22 protein-coding genes are annotated in these 21,223 nt (G+C 46.8%); 2 read left to right on the forward strand and 20 right to left on the reverse strand.

Going from position 1 to position 21,223, the window contains the following annotated elements:
- Window positions 1-161: 161 nt before the first annotated feature.
- The gene (locus CGC65_RS02500) at window positions 162-758 is read left to right on the forward strand and encodes a cytidylate kinase-like family protein (protein ID WP_002566192.1); all 597 of its coding nucleotides are present in this window, start codon (window positions 162-164) and stop codon (window positions 756-758) included.
- A 159-nt stretch (window positions 759-917) separates the two neighbouring features.
- Window positions 918-2,219, forward strand: coding sequence for a glutamine-hydrolyzing GMP synthase (guaA, locus tag CGC65_RS02505; RefSeq protein WP_007035618.1), 1,302 nt, complete (start codon window positions 918-920; stop codon window positions 2,217-2,219).
- An 80-nt stretch (window positions 2,220-2,299) separates the two neighbouring features.
- Here guaA and CGC65_RS02510 read toward each other — a convergent pair whose 3' ends face one another.
- The 20 genes from CGC65_RS02510 to CGC65_RS02615 all read right to left on the reverse strand — a co-directional run bounded on the left by CGC65_RS02510 (window position 2,300) and on the right by CGC65_RS02615 (window position 21,130).
- A complete protein-coding gene (locus CGC65_RS02510) occupies window positions 2,300-3,484 on the reverse strand; it encodes a site-specific integrase (RefSeq protein WP_002566162.1) in 1,185 nt (394 codons plus the stop codon).
- A 36-nt stretch (window positions 3,485-3,520) separates the two neighbouring features.
- Window positions 3,521-3,715 carry a DUF3173 domain-containing protein gene (locus tag CGC65_RS02515; RefSeq protein ID WP_002566161.1) on the reverse strand — a complete coding sequence of 65 codons (195 nt, stop codon included), beginning with the start codon at window positions 3,713-3,715 and terminating at the stop codon, window positions 3,521-3,523.
- A 570-nt stretch (window positions 3,716-4,285) separates the two neighbouring features.
- Window positions 4,286-4,525 (reverse strand): helix-turn-helix domain-containing protein, encoded by a 240-nt coding sequence (locus CGC65_RS02525; protein WP_002566160.1) that lies wholly within the window; start codon window positions 4,523-4,525, stop codon window positions 4,286-4,288.
- Window positions 4,522-4,944: an RNA polymerase sigma factor gene (locus tag CGC65_RS02530; protein ID WP_002566159.1), complete on the reverse strand. Its 423-nt coding sequence runs from the start codon at window positions 4,942-4,944 to the stop codon at window positions 4,522-4,524. Before CGC65_RS02530 ends, CGC65_RS02525 begins: the two co-directional genes overlap by 4 nt.
- 744 nt (window positions 4,945-5,688) lie before the next feature.
- Window positions 5,689-6,387 (reverse strand): hypothetical protein, encoded by a 699-nt coding sequence (locus CGC65_RS02540; RefSeq protein ID WP_002566157.1) that lies wholly within the window; start codon window positions 6,385-6,387, stop codon window positions 5,689-5,691.
- 220 nt (window positions 6,388-6,607) lie between these two features.
- Window positions 6,608-7,531, reverse strand: a complete 924-nt coding sequence (locus CGC65_RS02545; protein ID WP_002566156.1) for a conjugal transfer protein — start codon at window positions 7,529-7,531, stop codon at window positions 6,608-6,610.
- A gap of 15 nt (window positions 7,532-7,546) precedes the next feature.
- Window positions 7,547-8,551, reverse strand: coding sequence for a bifunctional lytic transglycosylase/C40 family peptidase (locus CGC65_RS02550; RefSeq protein ID WP_002566155.1), 1,005 nt, complete (start codon window positions 8,549-8,551; stop codon window positions 7,547-7,549).
- Window positions 8,548-10,878: a CD3337/EF1877 family mobilome membrane protein gene (locus CGC65_RS02555; protein WP_007036146.1), complete on the reverse strand. Its 2,331-nt coding sequence runs from the start codon at window positions 10,876-10,878 to the stop codon at window positions 8,548-8,550. Before CGC65_RS02555 ends, CGC65_RS02550 begins: the two co-directional genes overlap by 4 nt.
- Window positions 10,875-13,328, reverse strand: a complete 2,454-nt coding sequence (gene tcpF, locus CGC65_RS02560; protein ID WP_002566153.1) for a conjugal transfer ATPase TcpF — start codon at window positions 13,326-13,328, stop codon at window positions 10,875-10,877. The genes CGC65_RS02555 and tcpF overlap by 4 nt, the downstream gene beginning before the upstream one ends.
- Entirely contained in the window at window positions 13,312-13,704 is a 393-nt protein-coding gene (locus CGC65_RS02565; protein ID WP_002566152.1) for a conjugal transfer protein, read from the reverse strand. Before CGC65_RS02565 ends, tcpF begins: the two co-directional genes overlap by 17 nt.
- A gap of 89 nt (window positions 13,705-13,793) precedes the next feature.
- Window positions 13,794-14,282: an antirestriction protein ArdA gene (locus CGC65_RS02570; RefSeq protein ID WP_038286771.1), complete on the reverse strand. Its 489-nt coding sequence runs from the start codon at window positions 14,280-14,282 to the stop codon at window positions 13,794-13,796.
- 25 nt (window positions 14,283-14,307) lie between these two features.
- Entirely contained in the window at window positions 14,308-14,802 is a 495-nt protein-coding gene (locus tag CGC65_RS02575; RefSeq protein ID WP_007036144.1) for an antirestriction protein ArdA, read from the reverse strand.
- A gap of 129 nt (window positions 14,803-14,931) precedes the next feature.
- The gene (locus CGC65_RS02580) at window positions 14,932-15,153 is read right to left on the reverse strand and encodes a hypothetical protein (protein WP_002566149.1); all 222 of its coding nucleotides are present in this window, start codon (window positions 15,151-15,153) and stop codon (window positions 14,932-14,934) included.
- A gap of 51 nt (window positions 15,154-15,204) precedes the next feature.
- Window positions 15,205-16,428 (reverse strand): MobT family relaxase, encoded by a 1,224-nt coding sequence (gene mobT / locus CGC65_RS02585; RefSeq protein WP_003524072.1) that lies wholly within the window; start codon window positions 16,426-16,428, stop codon window positions 15,205-15,207.
- A 151-nt stretch (window positions 16,429-16,579) separates the two neighbouring features.
- Window positions 16,580-17,977 carry an FtsK/SpoIIIE domain-containing protein gene (locus CGC65_RS02590; RefSeq protein WP_002566147.1) on the reverse strand — a complete coding sequence of 466 codons (1,398 nt, stop codon included), beginning with the start codon at window positions 17,975-17,977 and terminating at the stop codon, window positions 16,580-16,582.
- A 31-nt stretch (window positions 17,978-18,008) separates the two neighbouring features.
- Complete coding sequence (locus tag CGC65_RS02595) at window positions 18,009-18,248, reverse strand: hypothetical protein (RefSeq protein WP_002566146.1); 240 nt, start codon at window positions 18,246-18,248, stop codon at window positions 18,009-18,011.
- A gap of 4 nt (window positions 18,249-18,252) precedes the next feature.
- On the reverse strand, window positions 18,253-18,630 hold the full coding sequence (locus CGC65_RS02600; RefSeq protein WP_002566145.1) for a YdcP family protein: 378 nt from the start codon (window positions 18,628-18,630) through the stop codon (window positions 18,253-18,255).
- A gap of 21 nt (window positions 18,631-18,651) precedes the next feature.
- Window positions 18,652-18,966, reverse strand: a complete 315-nt coding sequence (locus CGC65_RS02605; RefSeq protein ID WP_002566144.1) for a YdcP family protein — start codon at window positions 18,964-18,966, stop codon at window positions 18,652-18,654.
- 427 nt (window positions 18,967-19,393) lie between these two features.
- Window positions 19,394-20,494, reverse strand: coding sequence for a tyrosine-type recombinase/integrase (locus tag CGC65_RS02610; RefSeq protein WP_002566143.1), 1,101 nt, complete (start codon window positions 20,492-20,494; stop codon window positions 19,394-19,396).
- A 36-nt stretch (window positions 20,495-20,530) separates the two neighbouring features.
- Complete coding sequence (locus CGC65_RS02615) at window positions 20,531-21,130, reverse strand: helix-turn-helix domain-containing protein (RefSeq protein WP_002566142.1); 600 nt, start codon at window positions 21,128-21,130, stop codon at window positions 20,531-20,533.
- Window positions 21,131-21,223 lie beyond the last annotated feature (93 nt).

Raw genomic sequence — 21,223 nt, forward strand, 5'->3', positions numbered from 1 at the left:
CGTTGGGAGCTTGCTCACATAAGGATATATGCCTGCCGCTTTTTTTATAGGGCTAAGCCCGTGAACCAGCGGCCTTGGCCGCGATGTGCACTGCTGACTGAGCCCATTCAAAGCTCATCCTACCCAAAACAAAACCAACCAAAGGAAAGGGGCGGTGCTTAATGGATAAGGTCATAACAGTAAGCCGCGAATTCGGAAGCGGAGGCCGTGAGCTTGGGGTAAAGCTGGCAGAAAAGCTGGACATCCCATTTTACGACAAGGAGTTAATCTCCATGGCTGCGGACGATATCAATATTGCAGAAGAGGCATTCCAAAACTACGATGAGCATATCGTGATTCACGACCCGTTAGACAGGCAGTATTACCATGCCTTTTCTGACATTTACAAAGTACCCATGTCGGACCAGATTTTCGTGGCCCAGTCCAATGTCATCCGCAGGCTGGCTGCTCACGGTCCATGTGTCATTGTGGGACGGTGTGCAGACATGATTCTGGATGACAGCATTAACCTGTTCATCTACTCCAAGATGAGGGACCGGATTAAGCGTATGCTTATTTTGGAACCGGGTTCTGATGAGAAGGAGATGGAGCGCCGTATCCGGGAGGTGGACCGGAAACGCAAGGAGTATTACCAGTACTACACCGGCAACACATGGGGCCGGGCCCAGAACTACCACTTATGCCTGGACAGCGGGCTGACAGGGGTGGACGGCTGCCTGAGGGCGGTGCTGGCTTATCTGGGAGAACTGTCGGAGTAAAGCACGGGACGGGCGGTACAGGGCAGGCGGAACGGACGGCAGTACAGGCTGTGGAACAGGCAGCAGTACAGGCGTTTCGGTCAAATGAAGAATCAGGAAGAACCAAGAAGGATATTTTAACAAAAGAAGCAAAATTCAAATAATTTCAGGAGGCAGAAGATGAAACAGGATATGATTGTAATTCTTGACCTGGGAAGCACAGAAAACACAAAACTGGCCAGGGACATCAGAGAGATGGGGGTGTACAGTGAGATTTATCCCCACGATATCACAGCCAGCGAACTGAAGGAACTTCCCAACGTTAAGGGAATCATCATCAACGGCGGCCCTAACAATGTTGTGGACGGAACCCCCATTGATGTGCGTTCGGAACTGTATGAGGCAGGATACCCGGTAATGGCGGCAGGCCACGGCGCGGCGGCCTGTGAGCGTTCCATACATAGCTGGGATGAGGCTGACAGCGCCCAGATTCTCCGTTCCTTTGTATTTGATACATGTAAGGCCCAGGCCAACTGGAATATGAAGAACTTTATTTCCGACCAGGTGGAATTAATCCGCCAGCAGGTAGGAGACAGGAAAGTGCTGCTGGCTTTATCCGGCGGCGTGGACAGCTCCGTGGTAGCGGCCCTGCTCATCAAAGCCATTGGAAAACAGCTGACCTGCGTCCATGTAAACCATGGTCTTATGAGAAAAGGGGAATCCGAGAGTGTTATTGATGTATTCAAAAACCAGATGGATGCAAACCTGGTATATGTGGATGCTGTAGATCGTTTCCTCGGAAAGCTGGCCGGAGTGGCTGATCCGGAACAGAAGCGTAAGATTATCGGCGCTGAATTCATCCGCGTGTTTGAGGAGGAGGCCAGAAAGCTGGAGGGAATCGAGTTCCTGGCCCAGGGAACCATTTACCCTGACATCGTGGAGAGCGGAACCAAGACAGCCAAGGTAGTAAAATCCCACCACAATGTGGGAGGGCTTCCTGAGGATTTGAACTTCACCCTGGTAGAGCCGCTGCGCCAGCTGTTCAAGGATGAGGTACGCGCCTGCGGACTGGAGCTGGGTCTGCCTCACAGCATGGTATACCGTCAGCCCTTCCCTGGTCCCGGATTAGGCGTGCGCTGCCTGGGAGCCATAACCAGAGAACGTCTGGAAGCGGTCAGGGAATCAGATGCCATTCTCCGGGAGGAATTTGCAAATGCCGGCCTGGACAAGACAGTGTGGCAGTATTTTACCATTGTGCCGGACTTTAAATCAGTTGGAGTCAGGGACAATGCGCGCTGCTTTGATTATCCTGTCATCATCCGCGCAGTCAATACAGTGGACGCCATGACTGCCTCCATTGAGCGCATTGATTATGACGTGCTGCAGAAGATTACGGACCGTATATTGAAGGAAGTTAAGAATGTGAACAGGGTGTGCTATGATTTGAGTCCGAAGCCTACGGCTACGATTGAGTGGGAATAGTTGGAGCAGAGCTGCAAAGCCTTTATTTTCAATGGTTTTGCGGCTCTTTCCTTTTAGAATTGCATTTTGATTGCATTTTTTTATTCAACTGCTCTGTGATAGATTGATGTATGCTGGTTGCTGGTGTAAGCGGCAACACTAGTTGTTGCCGGAGTATAAGTGAGAACGCCAGTTAATTTTTTGGCAACTTCCACGTTGGTGTTGGGATATAAATGTCCGTAGGTGCCCAACGTGGTCTGTATCTTTTCATGCCCCAGACGTTCTTTAATCAATAAAGGATTTTCTCCCATGCTGATGAGCAGGGAAGCATGGGAATGTCTGAGTGCATGAATCTTGATACGGTGTACTCCTGCCAATCCGGCAAGTTTTTTTAATGCCCGTGGGAGGGTGTGCTTACTGGTGGGAATCCCATTATAGCTTAGTACAAGGTCACAGTCCTTTAAAACTTTTTGCTGTACTTCCTGCCATGCTTTTAATTCTTTGATGGTATCTGTGTCAATATAGATAGTGCGAATACTGGCTTGTGTCTTTGGCTCCACAAATTTGTATTCGTCCATTGTTTTATAGTACAGCGTTTTAGTTATACTTAAAAGTCCGGTTTCAAAGTTGATGTCCGACCATTGCAGGGCTGCGGCTTCTCCGATTCTCATTCCGGTCATAAACAGGAGCCAGTATGAAATGAAAAGGTAATGTTCGTAATAATCGCCCTTGTAGAGCAGGGAAATTACCTTTTGAAATTCATCCAGTGTCCAGAAATCCACTTTTGTTTTCTTACTCTTGATATTCCCTATCATCCGTGACGGGTTTTTCTTTGCAAGGCCGAGAACAATCGCCCTGTCAAAGGCAATGGAGAGCATCCCCTGTACAATACGGATATAGTTTGGATTAAATTTTTTTGCGAGTTCAAGCTGCCAGTTCTGGACGTTACTGGGTTTTATCTCATCCACCGTCATTTTGTAAAAGTATGAAAAATGTTTCTGGATGGTAGAACGGCGGTTCAGATAGGTGCTTTCCTTTACCTGTGTTTTATACCAAGGCAGGTAAGTTTCCTCAATGAACTGCTTAAAGGATAGCTGCTGCTTCTTTTCTGCCAATTCCTCTGTGGATGCCAGTATAAGTTTTGAATATGCTTCTCTAGCTTCTTTTTTTGTCTTGAATCCGCTTTTGTATTTCTGAATCTGTTTTCCGGTAATCGGATGGAAACCTAAGTTTGCTCTAAAATAATAGGTTCCGTTTTCTGCCTTCTTAATAAGGTCTTTTGCCATGATTTCACTCCTTACATAAATGTGCAAGAAGTACAATCAGTTTGATTTATCAGTAAAATTAATCCCTAACAATTCTTCCACAGCTTCTCTGGGAACCCTGTCCAGTTTGCGTGACTGATAGTAGGTATGCCCTTTTGAAATCATAAGTCTTTTTGCTTCTCTTATGATGTCTGCTGCGAATGAAGTCCCATAACCTAGTTCTATTAAATCTTTTTTTGTTACTGTAATCATGTTCCTCCTTTCCATAGACCAGATATGGAACCCTCAATATCTGTCTATATTATATCAGATTTTGTGGCAAAAGTAATATTAAGATTGTATTTCCTGCGAATAGTTATTTGATTTTGAATGAAAAATTTTCATTCAAAATGGTATCTAAGCAAACCGAACAGCTTTCGCTAAAGCTCATGGGAATCCCCCCTGCATGGTTCTCATCCAGCCGTACCCTTTGCCAGCGGTGCTACATCATCACACGGACTAAGGCTGTACGGAAGTATCATTATCACGATAGAAAGGTCATGGCGGCAGCTCTGCGGCAAGCTGCTTATGGAACGCTGGCAGGAATCGCTATCCGGTTTCATCCCTCCTTTGGTGGATTACGGCGTGCCAGCCCAACGGCTCTCTTTCTATCGAAACGTATTCGACTGCTTTATGCTGCGTTGATTAGACGCTTTCTTTTTCAAGGAACAATCCGGCTTTGTCAGCCTGTTAAAATGCACTGGTGATAATGCACTTTAATAGACTGGCAAGCTCTGTCTGGGAAGCATGGGCTTGTCCATGCTTCCACAGGAGAGCGTTATTTTAGTTTGGCTCCCTGATTTCAAAAGATAAAATCTTTGCAATCAGACGTGTTTCCATCCGGCGGCGTAGGGTTTCATCTACAACCATGTGGGTATTCCCATATTCATCTTTCATGGGACGCATGGAACGGCTGGCAATAAAACCGCTATAATGGCGTACAATCTGATTGATTGCTTCAATATCGCCGTCCGCAGCCTTTACAATCACAGGAAACGGAATCATAGGGTGCTTTGCTGTCATGTTTCTTCCTCCATGAATTTTTTGATAAATTCCAGTCCGGCGTGTCTTCTTCTCTGGATGGTAGAACGGTTGACTTCCAGAATTTTTGAAATTTCCGTATCGTCAAATCCGAGGAAATAATATCTCAAGATAACATCACGTTTCTTTCCGTCCAGATTTTCCAACGCTTCTGCTAACAGGCTGTTTTCAATACGGACAGTAAACCCGTCCATTTCAAAAGTATGGAAGTGGGATGGATAGGTGTCTTTGGAAGAAAGCAAGTTGACGGTGTAATCGTCCATATCACAGAACAGGGTTTCACGTTTACACTGTCTGGATAACGCTTTGAGGTAGTCTTTACGTTCATCCTCCATAGCGACCTTGCAGATGTAATCAAACTGGTTCTCTATGGTTGTCTGAAATTCAGATGGCTTCATCATTACTCACCCCCTTTCTTGCCTTAAAAGAGGGTAAAAGATTTCTTGACTTCCCCCTTTCGTGCTTAGTCCCGACACGAAAGGGTTGTTTGTTGCATTATCTGTTAAATTTCCTAATTTCTAATGACACAGCAATAAGAATAGGTACAAAGCCATCTGTCATACGGCATTTTAGAACAATTCAAAATGATGTTCGCATTTATAGGCAAAAAAAGGAAGCGCAAAAAATGCACTCCCTTTTTTAAATATAAACATCGCTTATTCTTTATAAAGTTTTTGTACTTAAAAACTATATCTCTACCAATAAGAGCTGATTCGGCATTTTTAGCAGCCGATAACCCTATTCCGCTTGTTGCCGCTAAGAATGCGCTTACAGAATCCGCTGTAAATTGTGTACCACGTAAAAAAGTTTCAGTATTAGTTTTTAATTACAGCCAGTTCTAACTTCTATTTTTCAGTCTACGAAAAACTACGCAAATAAGTACAATAGCCGCAGAAATATAGCTGGTTCTTAAACGCCACGTTTTCAAGTACGGATTACTTGTTATTAAACAATATATGCTTACAATTAATATCGGAACATATAGTATGGCAAGCGCCATGAGAGATAGAGTAGATACCTTTTCATCATATTTTCCTATCTTTTTTTGTTTTCTTATATCTAGCGCTAACGTAATAATAATAAGTACTACCAAAATATCAGGTAATAGCATCAGCCAGTCTTCCATTTAGTCCACTCCCTTAAATTTAATGCCCCCAACGCCTTGACCACGAAACATTTTTGGCTAAAAGTTCTGTTTTAGAGGAATCCATATAAATATTTCCTTTATACCTGTAGTATATTTTTCCAGTAGACTTACTTACACATCTTTTACCATCAAAATAAATACTGTCAGGAATGTACGAACCACCATGACTAATCACGACATCAATCATAGCTCCTGCTACTACACCTGCATCTCCTGCTCCTAAACCAAGCGAAGTAATTATGGCCGCCTTTACCACAGATAATGTAAATTGGTGAATCTTCAAACTAAATGTTTCGGTATGTGGCTTATATTGGCACGAACTTGCTCTTGTTGTCAAATTATCGGAATTGGATATCGAATTACTAGAATCAGGTGCCGTAATTGGATATTCAAAATGCTGCCTTTGTTCTGTCGAGGGAATGATTACCATATGTTCATCAACTTTTATGCTAACACTATCCACAACAACTCTGTCCTTCTGAATTTCTCCATATTCTGTATACAAAGTCGTTTCTCCGTTAATAGTCATGTAATATTTAGCATACATTGTTGTATCTGTATCTTTTTGCTCAATAATCTTAATGCCATTTAATGTATCAGCTCCTACAGATGAGGCGAATACTGATTGCGCTGACAATGAAAATAACATGACAACTGCTAAAACTACAGAAATCATCTTTTTAAATATTCCTTTCATATTCCTTTTTCTCCCTTCTCTGCATTTGTTCAAAAATTATTTACAAAGAATCAATAACTCCTATTTACATGTGCACTTTTGTGTTAGCTATAGCTAACTTCATAGTATCATATGTGCAATATTTTGTCAATCGTCCCACAAAGCATTGTTTTAATATATTTTTTCACCAAAGTGAAAAGTTGATTTATTTCCACTTTCTAATTAATAGTCATCTGGCTAATTACTGAGCTTTCATACTACACAATATCTTCCATTTCCCCTCATCTTTCTCCAATACAAGTTTAAACTGCGACACCTGTGTTGTCATGGTCTGGTTATCCAGATATTTCACCGCAAGGGAAGCTGTCACCTGATTCCCTTTTCGGTTGTAAACCGGATTCACCAGTTCCGAGAAGATATATTCTTTCCCAACAGGTTTCAGCACGCCCTCATTCACATAATAGGTCAGCTCCTTTGCGGTTGCCGTAGGGTACAGCTTGAAAAAGGTAGTGAGAAATTCGTTGATTTCCTCCGTAGTGATGGAATCCACTGTACCGTCACTTTGTACTGCTTTTGGAGTGTAGCCGGATTTTACGGGAACGCTGGTGATGGTAGGATTCTGAACAATCGTCAGGTTTCCAGAGCCATCCACATAGACTGTCACCTGATAAGCGGAACGGACGGTTTTACTGGATTCCCCCTCTGTGATACGCTGTTCTACCGTATAGGTCACTTGATAATGCTGCTCCTTTTCTTCTATGATTTCCCATATCTGAAAGTCAGTCAGGGCAGACGATACGGGGATGTCCTTTCGGACGGTATCTACATTCAGGGCTTGCAGTTCTCCCGTGAGATACCCTTTTAAAGCATTTGTCCGGTTATCAATGGAAGCGGCGGACTGTTCCCATGAATAGTAGACTTCTGCGAAATTCTCCACAAAGTTTTCTATCTTGTGGGTGTCAATGATTTTTTCCTCAATCACTTTGGTTTCATGAACAGTGTGGATGTCTATCGCCGTGAAATTCTTATAGACGGCAAACAGGAAACTCACCGCCAGAAGCACCCACAGGGCAATCACGGTTTTTTTGTGGGTATTGACTTTGTAAACTTTCAGCTTCTTTTCTTTCTGCTTTTTCTGGTTTTCCTCTTTTCTAATCTGAATCATATCGGTTCATCCTTTCTATTGTTTGATTCGTCCGGCTCCGGCAAGGTGCTGTTGCCAGTAGGAGCCTGTCAGGTCTGCATAACCAATGGGATTTCCGGCATGGTACATCTGGTTATTTCCCACATATAGCCCCACATGGGTGATATAGGTTCCGGCGTTATAGGTGGAGTGGAAAAAGACCAAATCCCCTGCTTTTGCTTCGGACAGAGGGATGTGCTGTGTTACATTGTACTGTTCCTGTGCTGTCCGTGGCAGGGCGATTCCTGCCTTGCCATAGCACCACTGCACCAGTCCCGAACAGTCAAAGGAAGTGGAGGGGGAATCGCCCCCGTACACATACGTCCAGCCCTCATACTTTAAGGCTTCCTCCATGATAGCCTGCACCGTTTCATCATCAAACTGTGCCACGGTCAGGTATTCCGATACCAAGAAGACATAGAACATATTTCCGTAGGAATACCGCCAGCCCCCGTTTTTCTCTACGGCAACAGGGTTGGTGTAGGTGACTTTCTTTCCGCCGGATTTTTCCCTTGCGAAGCTCTCTGCCAGTTCAAAGGTGTACTTTTTCCCGTGTCCTGCCACATAGTCCAGGAAGCCGCCGCCGTAATTGTAGGATTGAATCACACTGTTTAGGTCACAGCCCTTTGTTTCTGCTGCTGTAAGCAGTTCCGAGAAATATTTGCAGCCCTGTTTGATGGATTCCTCTGTGTTAAGGGAGTTCGGGGGAATACCCAGAGATTCCGAGGACTGCATAACGTCTTCCAGCGTGCCGCCGGATTCCACCTGAATGATGGCGAGCAGCACATTTAAGTATTCCTCTATGCCATATTCCCTTGCATACTTTTCCAGCATAGGTTTATGGGCGAGGACTTCCTGTGATACGCTCACGCCCCCATAGATAAGGTTTCCGCCACTTCCGCCGTCTTCCTCATCCGAGAAGACAATCACCACCAAGAGGAGCATGGAGAACATCATCACGAACACGCCGGAACAGGCAAAGAAAAGGTGTCTTAACTTCATGTTTTCTCCCCTTTCTTTTGTTTGGCAGCCGCTTTTCCCGTTTTTGTCCACTCCTTTCTGGCGGTGGTACGCCGGATGGTAAAGTTCGATTCCTTAACCACAGGGGCAGCCCGTTTTCTTTCCGGTATCACAGGAGCCGTATCATTCTGGACAGGTCTTGCCGGACGGGGAGCAGCAGGTGTAATAGCAGGAGCTATCTTTTGTCTTTCATCTGGTTTGTCTGGGGAAGCCGGAGGGACTATCTGGCGTTCTGTCCTTACAGGCGGTATCTGTTCGTGGTGGATGGAAGCCGCTTTTACCACCGGAACCGAAGTCCGTTCCGCTACAGTTCCCCCATAAGAAACCTGCCCCCGTTCCCTAATAGCTGGGGAAGCTGGCTGCTTTGTCTTTGCAGTGGCAGGGCGTTCATGGACGGGAGCCACCCCTTTGGGTGCTTCGGAAGCTGTCTTTTGCGTCTGTTTTGCCTGTTCCAGTTCCGCCCTGCGTTCTGCAATGGTCTGTCTGCGGCTTTCTGCCTGTGCGTTCCGCTGTTCAGCTCTGGCAGTTCGGGTCTGGGTCACACTGGAAGTAAAATCCCGTACTCCCTCTGACACCTGTTTTTTCCCGTGGTAAAGGGCGTACTTTGCATTGACGGGCAAATCCTTTGCCTGCTCCCGAAGCTGTCCAGTAGTATCGGCTATTTTATCTTTGGTATCTGCCACCGCACCCACAGCAGAACCAGCCCGTTTCCATGCGGATTTCTTTTCCGGTGCTGTCTGTCCGTCTGGTCTGCTGTGGTCTGCCTGTGTCCGTTTGGAGGAACCGGAGTTGGAAGCATTTTTCTGGTCTGAGCCAGCCTGTTTCCCTGCGTGGTATGCAGCTGTTCCAGCCCCAAGAGCCGCCACAGAACGCCCTAACTTATGCTGTAAACGGTGCATATGGGCGTGCATGAGCATACGGGGTCTTCGCATGATACGGCTTCCCATGCTTTGGGAATCGCCACTCTGTAAGGAGAACATCCCCATCAAATCCCCTAGCTTGAAATAAATTCCGGCAAAGGTCACTATCTGCAAGAACGCCGTCAGGAAGAACGGATATTCCCCAGACAGGTTGTAGAGCATGGTGGAAATACTGAACGCTACCGTGATAATCAGGGTGATTCCGGCTCTGGTAAGGATGGTGTTGAACAGTTTCGTGATGGCACGTTTTGACATCCCCTCAAAAGAGGGAACCATGCTAAGGAGAAAGCTCACAGGCAGGAACATGGCGTAGATGATAAAAAGCACCTGTGAGAAAATCATTATCCCCGTGAGCAGGAATACAAAAACAGAGATACCGATATTGAACATGAACAGGAAGAAGACGGTTCCCAATCGGTTGATGGTCTTTGTGATGGTAAGGTTGGTGTTTTCCCTGTCTTCGATTTCCTCCACCACGATTTCTTCCCTGTCCTGCCCGTTGTTTTCATTTGGACTGGTTGAAAGCAGGCTTTCCACACGGTCTGCTCCAATGCTTTCCACATCCGAATTGCCGTATTGCAGCAGGAGCCACGGCTGCTTTACCTGAATGGAAAACAGGCTGTCCCGTATCAAATCCACGCTGTCTTTTCCCTGACTTTCCGAGTTGGGCAGCACAATCTTTGTGCCAAGGGTCAGGCTGGCATTGCTGATGTCTGCGGAAAATTCATTGATTTTCCCGATATAATCAGGAGCGTAGGCGATAAAGGCAGAGGACAGCACGAACACTACCACAAAATTGACAACGGCATGGATGGCTTTTGTAGTTTCCCGTTTGATAAGCCCTGTGTAGGCAACGTAAATCCCCACCACCAGAATGAGAATCAGCAGGAACCCGATATAAAATCCCTTCGAGGATAAGCCGCCTGTGGTAACGCCTGCAAGGGTCTGCATATTTTTCCCAATGGAATCCGCCGTAGAGGAAATAAAGTCCAGTGAGTAGGCTTCCTGAATCAAATACCCCGTGGCGTTGGAAAGGTACAGGCTGATGGCCCAGATAAAATTTGTGATGGCATACAGCCCGTACATTACCTGTTTTCCGATACCGTCCAGCCAGTTCCACGGGAGCCAGTCCCATCCACTGTCCACATAAAAATCAAGCTGGTAGTTGTCCAGAGGATATTTGCTGTATTCGTTGGCAGCGTCCACCGTATCATCCACCAGTCCGGCAGCGTGGGCGGCAGTACCGGAGACTGCCAGCAGCAGGAGGATGAGCAGGAGTGCCAGCAGCACTTTTCCTGCTATACTCCCGATTTTTTTTAAAGAGTTTTGTCCCTTTGTCCGGCAAGGGACAAGGGCTGTCCCCTGCTGGATGGGCTTTCTTATCTTCATTCCTCCACCTCTTTTCTTACGGGCGGTCTGGTGTCAAAGGCATGGAACAGGTCTTCAAAGATAGGGTGGAACTGTATCACTCCTACACGCCCGTACAAATCACTGATAAGGCACTGTCCGTTTTCTAAGTCACGGAGCCGTTTCTGGTTGTTTTCATCTTCGGAATCCACCCCGAAAAAGGTGAGGGTCTTCCTGATTTCGTTGATGTCCGTGGAACGGAACGCAAACTTCAAGCCCAGATTGTTTTTCAGTTTTTCATCCAGCAAATCGTCCGTGTTCTGGGTCACAAAGTAAACACCTGCGTTCATGGCACGTCCGGCACGGACCAGCTTCATGGAAAGGGTCTTGCCCTGTGCCACCTGCAAGAAGCTCCATGCTTCATCCAAATCCACAATCTTAAACACGCTGCGGTCGGTGTGGATGAAGTCGAGGGCAAAGGTACTGATAACAATGAGCATTGCCACGGAAAGCAGCTCCATTGTGGTGTATTCTTCAAACGAGGTTTCCTTATCCGGCAGCACCAAATCCGCCACCTGAATGATGTTGAGCTGCTTTTCAAGGCTGATGGACTGTGTGACATCCCCATCCGAAAAGAGCAGGTGTGCAAAGTCATAGTCCGTAAAGGATTCGATATGGTCGGCTATGCTGGTGCTGATGGTGGTCCCCTCCGCCCGAAGTTCCTCAATCACCTTTAAAAGCCCCCGTTCTTCGCTGTTTGTCACCGCACGGATGGCTTTCCGAAGAACAGGGAACTTCTCCCCGTCACGGCTGGAAATTCCCGTTAAAAAGGTCAGGATGTCAATTGCCAGTGATTCGGAATCCTTTGGGTTCTCCATAATCACATACGGGTCGAGTAAGCCCCTGTTCTGTTCCTCCGAAGTCAGGTTTACGATATTGATTTCATGGGCGATTTCCGGCAGGGTTTCCTTCCAGCGTCCCCGTTCCGCTTTCGGGTCAACGATAAGAGCCTGTGCCCCAAACAATACACAGTAGTAGACAATCATGTTGTTGCTGAATGATTTTCCACCGCCGAGGGAGCCGACAAAAGCGGCAGCAAGGGCATTGGTGACAGAGCCTTTCACACCCTGACTGGCAAGGGCAGGCTTTAAGTACACGTTTCTTCCCGTATCAAGGCTATACCCGATATAAATGCCCTCCGGTTCCCCCAACATCTGGGTTGCACCAAAGCCTAGACCCGCGAGGAAGTCACTGGTGACATACTGGATGTAATCGTTCATATACCGTTTGCTGGCAGGGAGAAATTCCCCATGCAGCCCCAGCATATCCCCAAAGGGGCGGACCAGCTTCACGTTCAAATCGTCATAAAAATCTTTTACCTCATTGCAACGGCGTTTCAGTTCTTCCAAGTCGGGAGCCGTCACACGCACCACATAGGACAGCTTATACATGGATTCCTTGCTCTGGTCTAAGGTGGATTCCAGCTCATTTACGCTGTCCAGAGCGTCCACCACGTTTGTACTGGTTTCGCTGTCATTCTGCCATGCGTGGTTATCCAAATCTTTCAGCTCTTTTTTCTTGTTCCGCACCGTGGAGAGGGCTTTCCGATTTGTGACAATCTCCACATTCATAGAGGTATCAATGGGAAAGGTGAATTGCTGCTGTTGATAGTAAAAGATTTCCGAGGATGGAAAGTCCAGTTCCCCCACAATGCTGTTGATGGTGAAGTAGGCGGCATAGACCGTCCCATCTTCCTGTTCGATTTTCAGATACCGCTGGTTTTCCTCTATCAGACAACGGGTGGGTTTGATGAGGTCATAGTATTTCACCAGCGTTTCCTCCTGAAACCGCTTCTTCGGCAGGTAATACTCATAATCTTCATAGGCGGTTCCAGTCTGCCCGTATAAATGCTCAATCAGATAACCAAAATCGTCCTTGTCAAGCCGCCGGACTTTAAAGCGGCGTGAGATTTTATTTTCCAGCAGTTTTTCCATCTTCTGAAACCGCCAGATTTCCTCATTGCTCATGGAAACAAAATCCCCCATGAGTTTGTGGTTGACTTCATGGAGGAAATCGGAAACGGCGGTCTTTGCTTCCCTGCGGAACTGCTTCATGGTGACTTCCTGCTCATTGACAAGCAGCTTAAAGCCGATAAAAAAGCGGTAGTCCACCTGATTTTCCCCTATCATGGAAATCAGGGCTTCGGTCTGTGCGTCAATCTTTGCACAGGCAACGTCCTTTAACTTGCCCGTCACTTCCTGTTTGGAGCGTTCCTGTGCCGCCCGTATGCTGGATTCAGTGCTGATTTGCAGGGCGTGAATCTTCCCGTCCCTGTTCTGGGCGATAAGCTGCCGGAAGGAATCGTGTACCTGATATTTCTGTTCGGGGCTTAAAAAGGAATAGTTGTAGGGAAGCAGCTCATAGTAAGCGAAGCACTCCCCGTCATGGTTGAACACAAGGTTATTTTCGATATACTTAATCGGATATGCCATAAATATCACTCCTAACTGCCGTGATGGGCTGTGCCGGATATTCCTTTTCCAGCTTCACGGGCTTTCCTGCATACGTCAGTTTCGGGCGTACCAGATATGCCAGTACGGATTTCAGGAAGCCGTAAGGCTTCTTCCCGTCAAAGGTCTTCTGGCACATGAACCAAGTGAGGGCAAAGGGTACGCCGAAATATTTTAAAAATGCCCCGCCAATGAACGAAAGGGGAGGGAGGTTCCCCAAGAGCATAACCGCAAACACCGATATCACGAACCACGCCATCTGTGTGAACGTGATGGGGAATGGAAGCTTAAAATCATTGATGGAATAGAGTATCTTTTCCACCGACCAGATACTGGTATAGCTTCGTATTTTCTTCATGTTGTCTGTCCTTTCTAAAAGATGGGGCAGCAAAAGCCGCCCCTGAATAAAAAAGCCGCCTGCACTTCCCAAAGGAGATACAGACGGGTTTACCGTAAGATTTCATATACGCCGTGGTTCGTGACGATAAAAGTTCCCTCCAATTCCATGTCACGCCCATAGGCTTCATAGTCGATATAGTTTTGTAAGTGTGCCGTAAGTTCCCCAAGCTGTCCGGTTTCTTCCAGATAGTAGCGAGCCACGTCCGCCATATCGTCACAGCCGGAATGGAAGATAATATCGTCCTCATGCTCACAGAGTTCTTCGATACTGCCAAAATAGGATTGCAGTTCTGATAGTTCTTCCTGAATATATTCCGGTAAGTCCTCCACCATTTCACACAGGCGGTTGACTTCCTCAATGGGGGTGTATTCATCAATCGCAAAGGGCAGCTCATAATCATGGATGGCGTATTCCTCATACTCATCATTCAAGCCGATACGTTCCCTAACTTCCTCAAAATCCACAGGCGGCGTGAACCATGCCCCTACCAGTTCGCCCTCATTGTATTTTCCTAAGTTGGCAATGTAAATCCGCATTTCCTCCAAGTTCTTCCACCTCCCTTTAGCGGTAAGAAAAGATACCATTGTCCGTAAACAGGTAGTTTTCGCTGGTTTCCAGTTTCCGACCAATGGCAGTATAATCAATATGGTTCATCAGGTCTGGATGTACTTCCCCAAATATCTGCGTTTCCTGCACCAGATAACGGGCGAGGGATTCCCCGTCCTGCACTGGATAGCAGCGTATGTGGTCTTTGTTGTCGATAAATTCCGTAAAGCTATGGAACCACCGCTTTTGTATCACATCCATTTCATAATAGAGGGGCGTTCCCTGCATTTCCTGTACTATCCGGCAAAGGGCGTTGATTTCCCAGAGCCTTGTGCTGCCCTCCAATGGAAACGGCAGCTCATAATCTTCAATTTCAATTTCTTCCTCATTCTGAACCCCAAGACGTTCCCTGACTTCCTCAAAATCCACGGGACAGGAAAACCAAGCCCCCGGATATTCCTCAAAATCTTCATGGTAAAACCGTGTGGTGTTCAGGATGTAGATTCTCATTTCTTCAATCGGTAACACATCCTTTCTCTGTTAGGTTGTTTGGGGAGTTACGCTCCCCAAGCCCCTAGTGGACTTCCGCCATGAAGCAATCAGAGCTTGCTCCATAACGGAAGTGTGATATGTTTTTTTCTATGCACCGATAATCTTATTGAACAGTTCCAGTAAGATGTCCTTTACGCCCTCCGCGTTGAAGACCAGACCGACCGCTACAAGGGAAACCACCAGAAAGCCGATAAGTTTGGAAAATTCCCTCTTAAATCCGAGGTACAGTCCAATCACCACGATTGCCAGCAGCACAAGGGACTGGGCATTGGATAAAAACCAGTTGTAAAGATTCTGTCCGAAATTCATAAAAGCTCCTTTCTACCCTGTAAGATTCCTTAAGTTCTAAGATTGACGCCGTTAAAGCACCACCTCCTTTGCAGCGGCGGCTTGCTGCTTTAGGATTTTTTCGTGCTTTTCCGTCAGTTTTGCATGGGTGATGATGTCATGGACAATCTGGGTGTGGTTCATCTTATCCAGACGGAGAGCCAACTTTAACGTGGGTGCTACCTGATGGGAGAGCCAGTGCAGGGTGCGTTCAAAGGAATAGGGTTCCGGTTTCGTTGTCAGTTTCAGGCTTCCCCTGCGTTCCCCTATGAACCACGCCCATTCCTCATTGATACGCCAGTCCGAACGGGGCTTCGTATCGTCCCTGTCCACAAAACGGACATAGCGGTTGATGATTTGAAAGGCTGTCCGTTCTGGATTGTCATGTTCTAACAGGTCACGGATGGCGTAAAAGGCACGTTCATTTTTCAGCCGGATTTCAAAACGGTTCTTTACCTCTGCGTCTGCAATGGGAATATCATGCTTCTTGTACTGCTCATAGTCCTTTTCATAAATGCAGAAGTGCACCTCACTTTGGAGGGAACCGATATACAGGGTGTTCCCCATACATTCTTTTTCCCCACGCCGTACCAGTTCACCGCTGCGGTAGCTTTTGAAGCTGCGGAAGACCGAGATACATTCCTCATTCCGGCACTTCTCTGTCAGATGGGGAATGTTCAGGATTCCCGTTTTGTCATTGATGGCAAGGTCAAGCCGCTTCATCACGCCGTCTTCCATGAGAACATCCATGAAAAATTCATACCAGCTCCGTTCCTGCGCCAGCAGATAGCTTTCAAACTGGCGGCAGCCACGCCCTTTCAGTTCCAGCAGCACCCCTTTTTCCAGTTCCGGCGATACCAGAACGAAAACATCACCCAGATAGTAATGCTCCGTGTAAGAGTAGAAGCCGTAGTCTTCATGGATAAAGCAAGGCAGCTTTAGCCGCAGTACGTCTTCCACGATATGCTTCACATCCGTAGTGGGGAAGCGAATCCGCACATAGTCAAAGAGCAGTTCAAGAGGAGCGTCTGGATTGAAGCGTTCCAGAGCTTCCATGATGGCTTCCTGTAATGCTTCGGATGGGTGAGCCTTGCCCGTTTCAATATCGCTCAGATACGGACGGGTGATTCCGGCAGCTAACGCAAGTTTCTGTTGTGAGATACCGTAAATTTCCCGTTTTTCTTTGATTTCCCGTACCCATGTTTCTTCATTCAGTGAAAATCCCTCCTGTCTAAAAAAGCGTATGTCAACTTTCATAGCCTTGTTGACACACGCCGGATATGGGAAAATCCCTTGTGTACCGTGGGATTCTGCCCTGTTGTTTGGTTGTTGCCTGTCGATTTGTACCCCTCTGTTAGATACGAGGGGTTCATGCTGGCGTGCCTTACGGCACACCAGCCACAGCAGGTCAGTCCGTTTCTGCGGCTTTTGCTTCGCACGCCGCCTGCACTCCCTGCCTGCTGTCTGTAAGTTTTTTTATTTCTTTGAGGAAATCGTGTCCTTTTGGCACAAGGGGCGTGTAAAACTCTGAGATAACGCTGGTTCCCACATCCACATAGCCACGCCCTTTTATCTGCTTTAGGAAGAAATCCTTTGTGGTTTCCCCGAACATCATCCCATAGCCCATTTCCGACATCCGCCCCAGAGCCACACGGAAATTGAACTGGTCACGGATTCCGTCCCCCAGATACTTTGCGTCTGGACGCTGGCAGGCGAGAATCAGGAAGAAACCAGCCTGCCGCCCGAGCATGACGATTTGTTTTAACTTGTTGAGGACAGCGGCGTTTTCCTTTGTGCCGAGCATTTCCATAAATGCCACATATTCATCAAAGATAAGGAAATGTGCCGGAAGCCCTAAGTAAGCGTAGTTTTCCCCTGTCCTGTAATTCTCCATAAGCTTCATGTCTTCGCTGCGTTTCATCATTTCTCCATAGAAGCGGTCAATGCAGGCGAGCATATCCTCCTTTTTGTAGTACACATCAGGCATGACCGCCTGTAAATCCGCAAGGTCGGCGTTCTTTGGGTCTAACACGAACAGGGCAGCGTTAGTGCGGAGCAGGGCTTCAATGAGGGTCAGGATGAAGTAGGTCTTTCCGCCGCCGGTTCCTCCGGCAATGAGCATATGGGGGAGCTTGTCATACTCCCACCAGACATTTTTCATGAGCCGGAGCTTGCCGTCTTTTGCCTGTACGTCCTCAATGGAGATACGGCCTGCAATGGTATCATAGAGCAGGGTGTACTCCACATAGGAATCCTTTAATTCCTTGCCCGTCAGTTCACAGTACAGGCCGCTTTCCAGCTTTTTTTCCAGGTTTAAGAGCTGCTCCTGGTATTTCCCCAGCGTGATTTCCGCCCGGATGTGAATCAGCCCGTTTTTAAGCTGGTAGTAGACTTTGGGAAAGCAGGTAATCTTCTCTTTGGAACGGCTGGAAGACAGGTCCTTGAAAAAGCCGTCTGCCTGTACCTGCTCCACTTCATACCACTTATTTTCCAGTATCATCCTTGCCAGCTTTTGGCGGTGGATGAGTTGTTTTATCCCATCCCTGCAATAATGGTAACTGGCACAGGCAGTCCCCAGACAGAGAAGCCCGGCTATCCCCAAACTGAACAGCAGATAGGGGAGGTTTATTCCCTGCACCATCTGGGAGAGGGAAGTATGCTGCCAGTCTATCCGGCGAAGCTGCCCTGCATGAAACAGCAGGACAATTAGCAGGAAGACAGGGAGCAAGGCGGCAAGGGCGGTATGGAACACAAGGTCTTTATCCGTGGGGCGGATACGCCTGCCACGGGAACGGAACGGCTTCATGGCGAAATTCCTCCTTTCTCCGGGGAGTATTTTAATAAAAGCCCGTGTAGAGCAGGGAGTGTCCTCTGCCCTCTGTACAGGCTTCAAAGAAAAAAGTATAACCGGACGGCTCACCGCATAAACAGTCCGGCAGGTAAACGTGAAATGGCTCCTTGGGCTGGTAGTCCTCAAATGCTTCTATCAGAAGCTGTTCCGCCATCCAGCGGTACTCCGGCAGTGCAAGGAGCTGGAAGTCCTGCTCATACTCATCATATCCGGCGATAGATTTCATAGACTTATTTCTCTGCCGGATGGTCTTTCTTTGGCGGTTGTAGATTCATAGCAACACCTTTTTTCAGGATAATATCCTCTGCCTTAATGTACCAGTCCACATCCGCTCCCTGAAAGGTAGCCGTTGCCACGGTGTCCGCCACCGGATGGATGATTTCCACTTCTGCGTTGTAGTCGAACTCCTTTAACGGCACGCTGGCAGGGATGGAAACCTGAATCATACGCCCCTGCCCTCTGGATTTTAAATCATAGGTGCGTTCCTTGATTTCTTCCGACACAGTTCCGTCCTCATTCTGGATGTGAACCTCCCGGCGGAGGGCAGAAAATTTCAATGTCCCGAATGTTGCTTCCTTGTCAATCACGATTCCGTTTGCTAATCTCATAGTCTGATGTCCTCCTTTTCCTTACACTTTTACCATATCGTCAGCGTGTAAAATGTAGTTGGTGAAGCCCCTTGTGCCGATTTTATAGCCCTCTGCGGTGATACGGGGATTGACGAGCTTCACACGTTCCTCAAAGTCAAAATGTTTCTCTCCGGCTTCGGCAGGGAGGATAACCACAATATCATCTGCCCTCTGTACGTCTGAATAAAGGTTGAAGCCGCGAGAGAGTACCGCCATGCGTCCGTTGATTCTCCGCTGCTCTGTTTTGTCTTCTCCGGCAAACTCCAAGTTGCCGAATGTCTTCTCCATGTTGGGGATAACGAATTTTAATTCCATATAGATTTACCTGTCCTTTCTGAATGTTGTATTTGATAGTGGTTTTCGTGATTCAGTCTGGGAGAGGAGGGGAACGCTCCGGCGGCGGTGATTTCTTCGTAGTATCACGTCCTTTCTGGTTTTGGAGTAAAAAAATAGACGCTCACTGCTGAACGTCTATCAGGGGACATATTGAGATTTTATAGGTTTACTATATCAATCTGACTGTACTTCGGTTACATTTTTATTGCATTTTTTATTTGGTTTCATATAAATTTTACTGGTTAATAGTTCCTGCAAATGCCTTAAAATCAATGATTTTCACTTATATAGCATACTGTCTGTCTGGAGTGGGAATAATAATTTAAATGTAATCGAGTCCCGAAAAACCTTGAAAACACAGGGCTTTTCGGGATTCTTGTTTTTTACTGGCTACAAAATGGCTACATCAGCCAAGTTTTTTGTAGCCGTCATCTTTTTCAGCCATCGCATCAAGCTGATTGGCTACTTCACTTTGCTTGTTCGGGTACAGGTGGCTGTAGGTTTCCATGGTGGTTTGCACCCTTTCGTGTCCTAAGCGTTCTGCAACCAGAAGCGGCGTACAGCCCATGTCAATCAGCAAACTGGCGTGGGTATGACGTACATCGTGCACCCTGATCTTCTGCGTTCCGGAGTGGTCACAGCCATACTTCATTTGTCTGCCGACCCAGCCCCTGTCGTAAGGAAAGATGCGGTCTGTAGGCTGTACATCGTAGAGTTTTGCCAGATAGTCTTTTAGACAGCTTTCCAGTACCTTTGGCATAACCACTTCACGGTAGCCAGCTTCCGTTTTGGGCGGATAGATGTAGTCCTTTCCGTTCAGATGTTGATAGTTTTTGTTGACAGAGATAATGTGTCGGTCGAAATCAATATCCTCCGGTGTCAGAGCCAGCAGTTCGCCAACACGCAATCCTGTGTAGTACATCACCATGAAAACGGTGTAGCCAACAGGTCTGCTCTCCATGGCTTTAATGAACACCTTGAATTCTTCGTTCGTCCAGAACAGCATTTCATCGGCGTTTTTCTTACCCATGGTTCCTGCCTTGTGACAGGGGTTTTCTCTCAATCCGTAGAACTTCACTGCAAAGTTGAAGGCTGCGGTGAGTTGATTGTTGATGGTTCGCAGATAGGTCGGTGAATAACCTCTGCCGTTGGGACGGCGGTAGTTAATCAGCTCGTTTTGCCAGTTGCGAATATCGGTCGGTTTGATGGCGTTGATTGGCATCTCACCGAAATATGGGAGGACTTTCTTATTAAACAGATAGTGCTTGTTGGCTAAAGTTGTCTCCCTGAGACGAGGATCGGCATCTTTCATGTAGAGTGCAACGAAATCCTTGAACTTCATGCCCAAGCTGCCATCTGCCTGACTGATAAAATCCTGTTCCCATTGCAAGGCTTCTTTCTTGGTTTTGAAGCCTCTTTTCTTTTTGTGAATCTCCTTTCCTGTCCAATCCTTTACTCGGATTTGAGACATCCATTTTCCGGTGTTCTTATCTCTTGTTACTGACATTGTATTCTCCTTTTCTATCCCAATGTCAGACCTTAATTATTTCTTAGAGCCAAACTCCTTTTCAAGATAAGCTCTGCGACGAGCCAAGCGCTCGTCCTCGTCAAGTTCTTCCGGTTCCACACATTCTACGGAAGCCCCAGCATAGTACGCAAGGGTCTGCTCTTGCCAGCTATGTAATGCAGCTGCAGAACAGTTGTAGCTGCGCACATCCTCACGCATATCTTCCCATTGTTCCAAAAACAAACACATATCTGCGTTATGGTCAGCATCCATCTCTTTTCCATTAAAGCGGATAGAGCAAGTCCACTCGTTGCTGCGAGGGGGCTTTTTTACATCCACATCAAATTTAAGAGAGGATACCTTGTTTAGTTCAAACAGGAAGCTCATTATGTCAGCAAGACTTCTGATAGGCGCCGTATTGGTTTCGTAGCCAAGGATAAAGGTAGGCGTTGTATCCAGATGTTTTGCTATTTCGTTTACGACATCAATGGAAACCTCGATTTCTCCGGTTTCGTACTTTTGTACGGTACGCAGAGATTTCCCAATAAGGTTAGCCAGTTGTGTCTGATTCAGTCCTTTGCGTTTTCGTAGTGTTTTTATCCGCTGACCGATTGCGGAATAATCGAAATTGTCCATAGTTGATTCACCTCATATTTATCATATCACAAAGAAATACGAATTTCAAGTACATATTTTTATTCCGCAAGTATTGACAAAAGCAGCTTTTAT

It is taken from the genome of Enterocloster bolteae, assembly GCF_002234575.2.
GTDB lineage: Bacteria > Bacillota > Clostridia > Lachnospirales > Lachnospiraceae > Enterocloster > Enterocloster bolteae.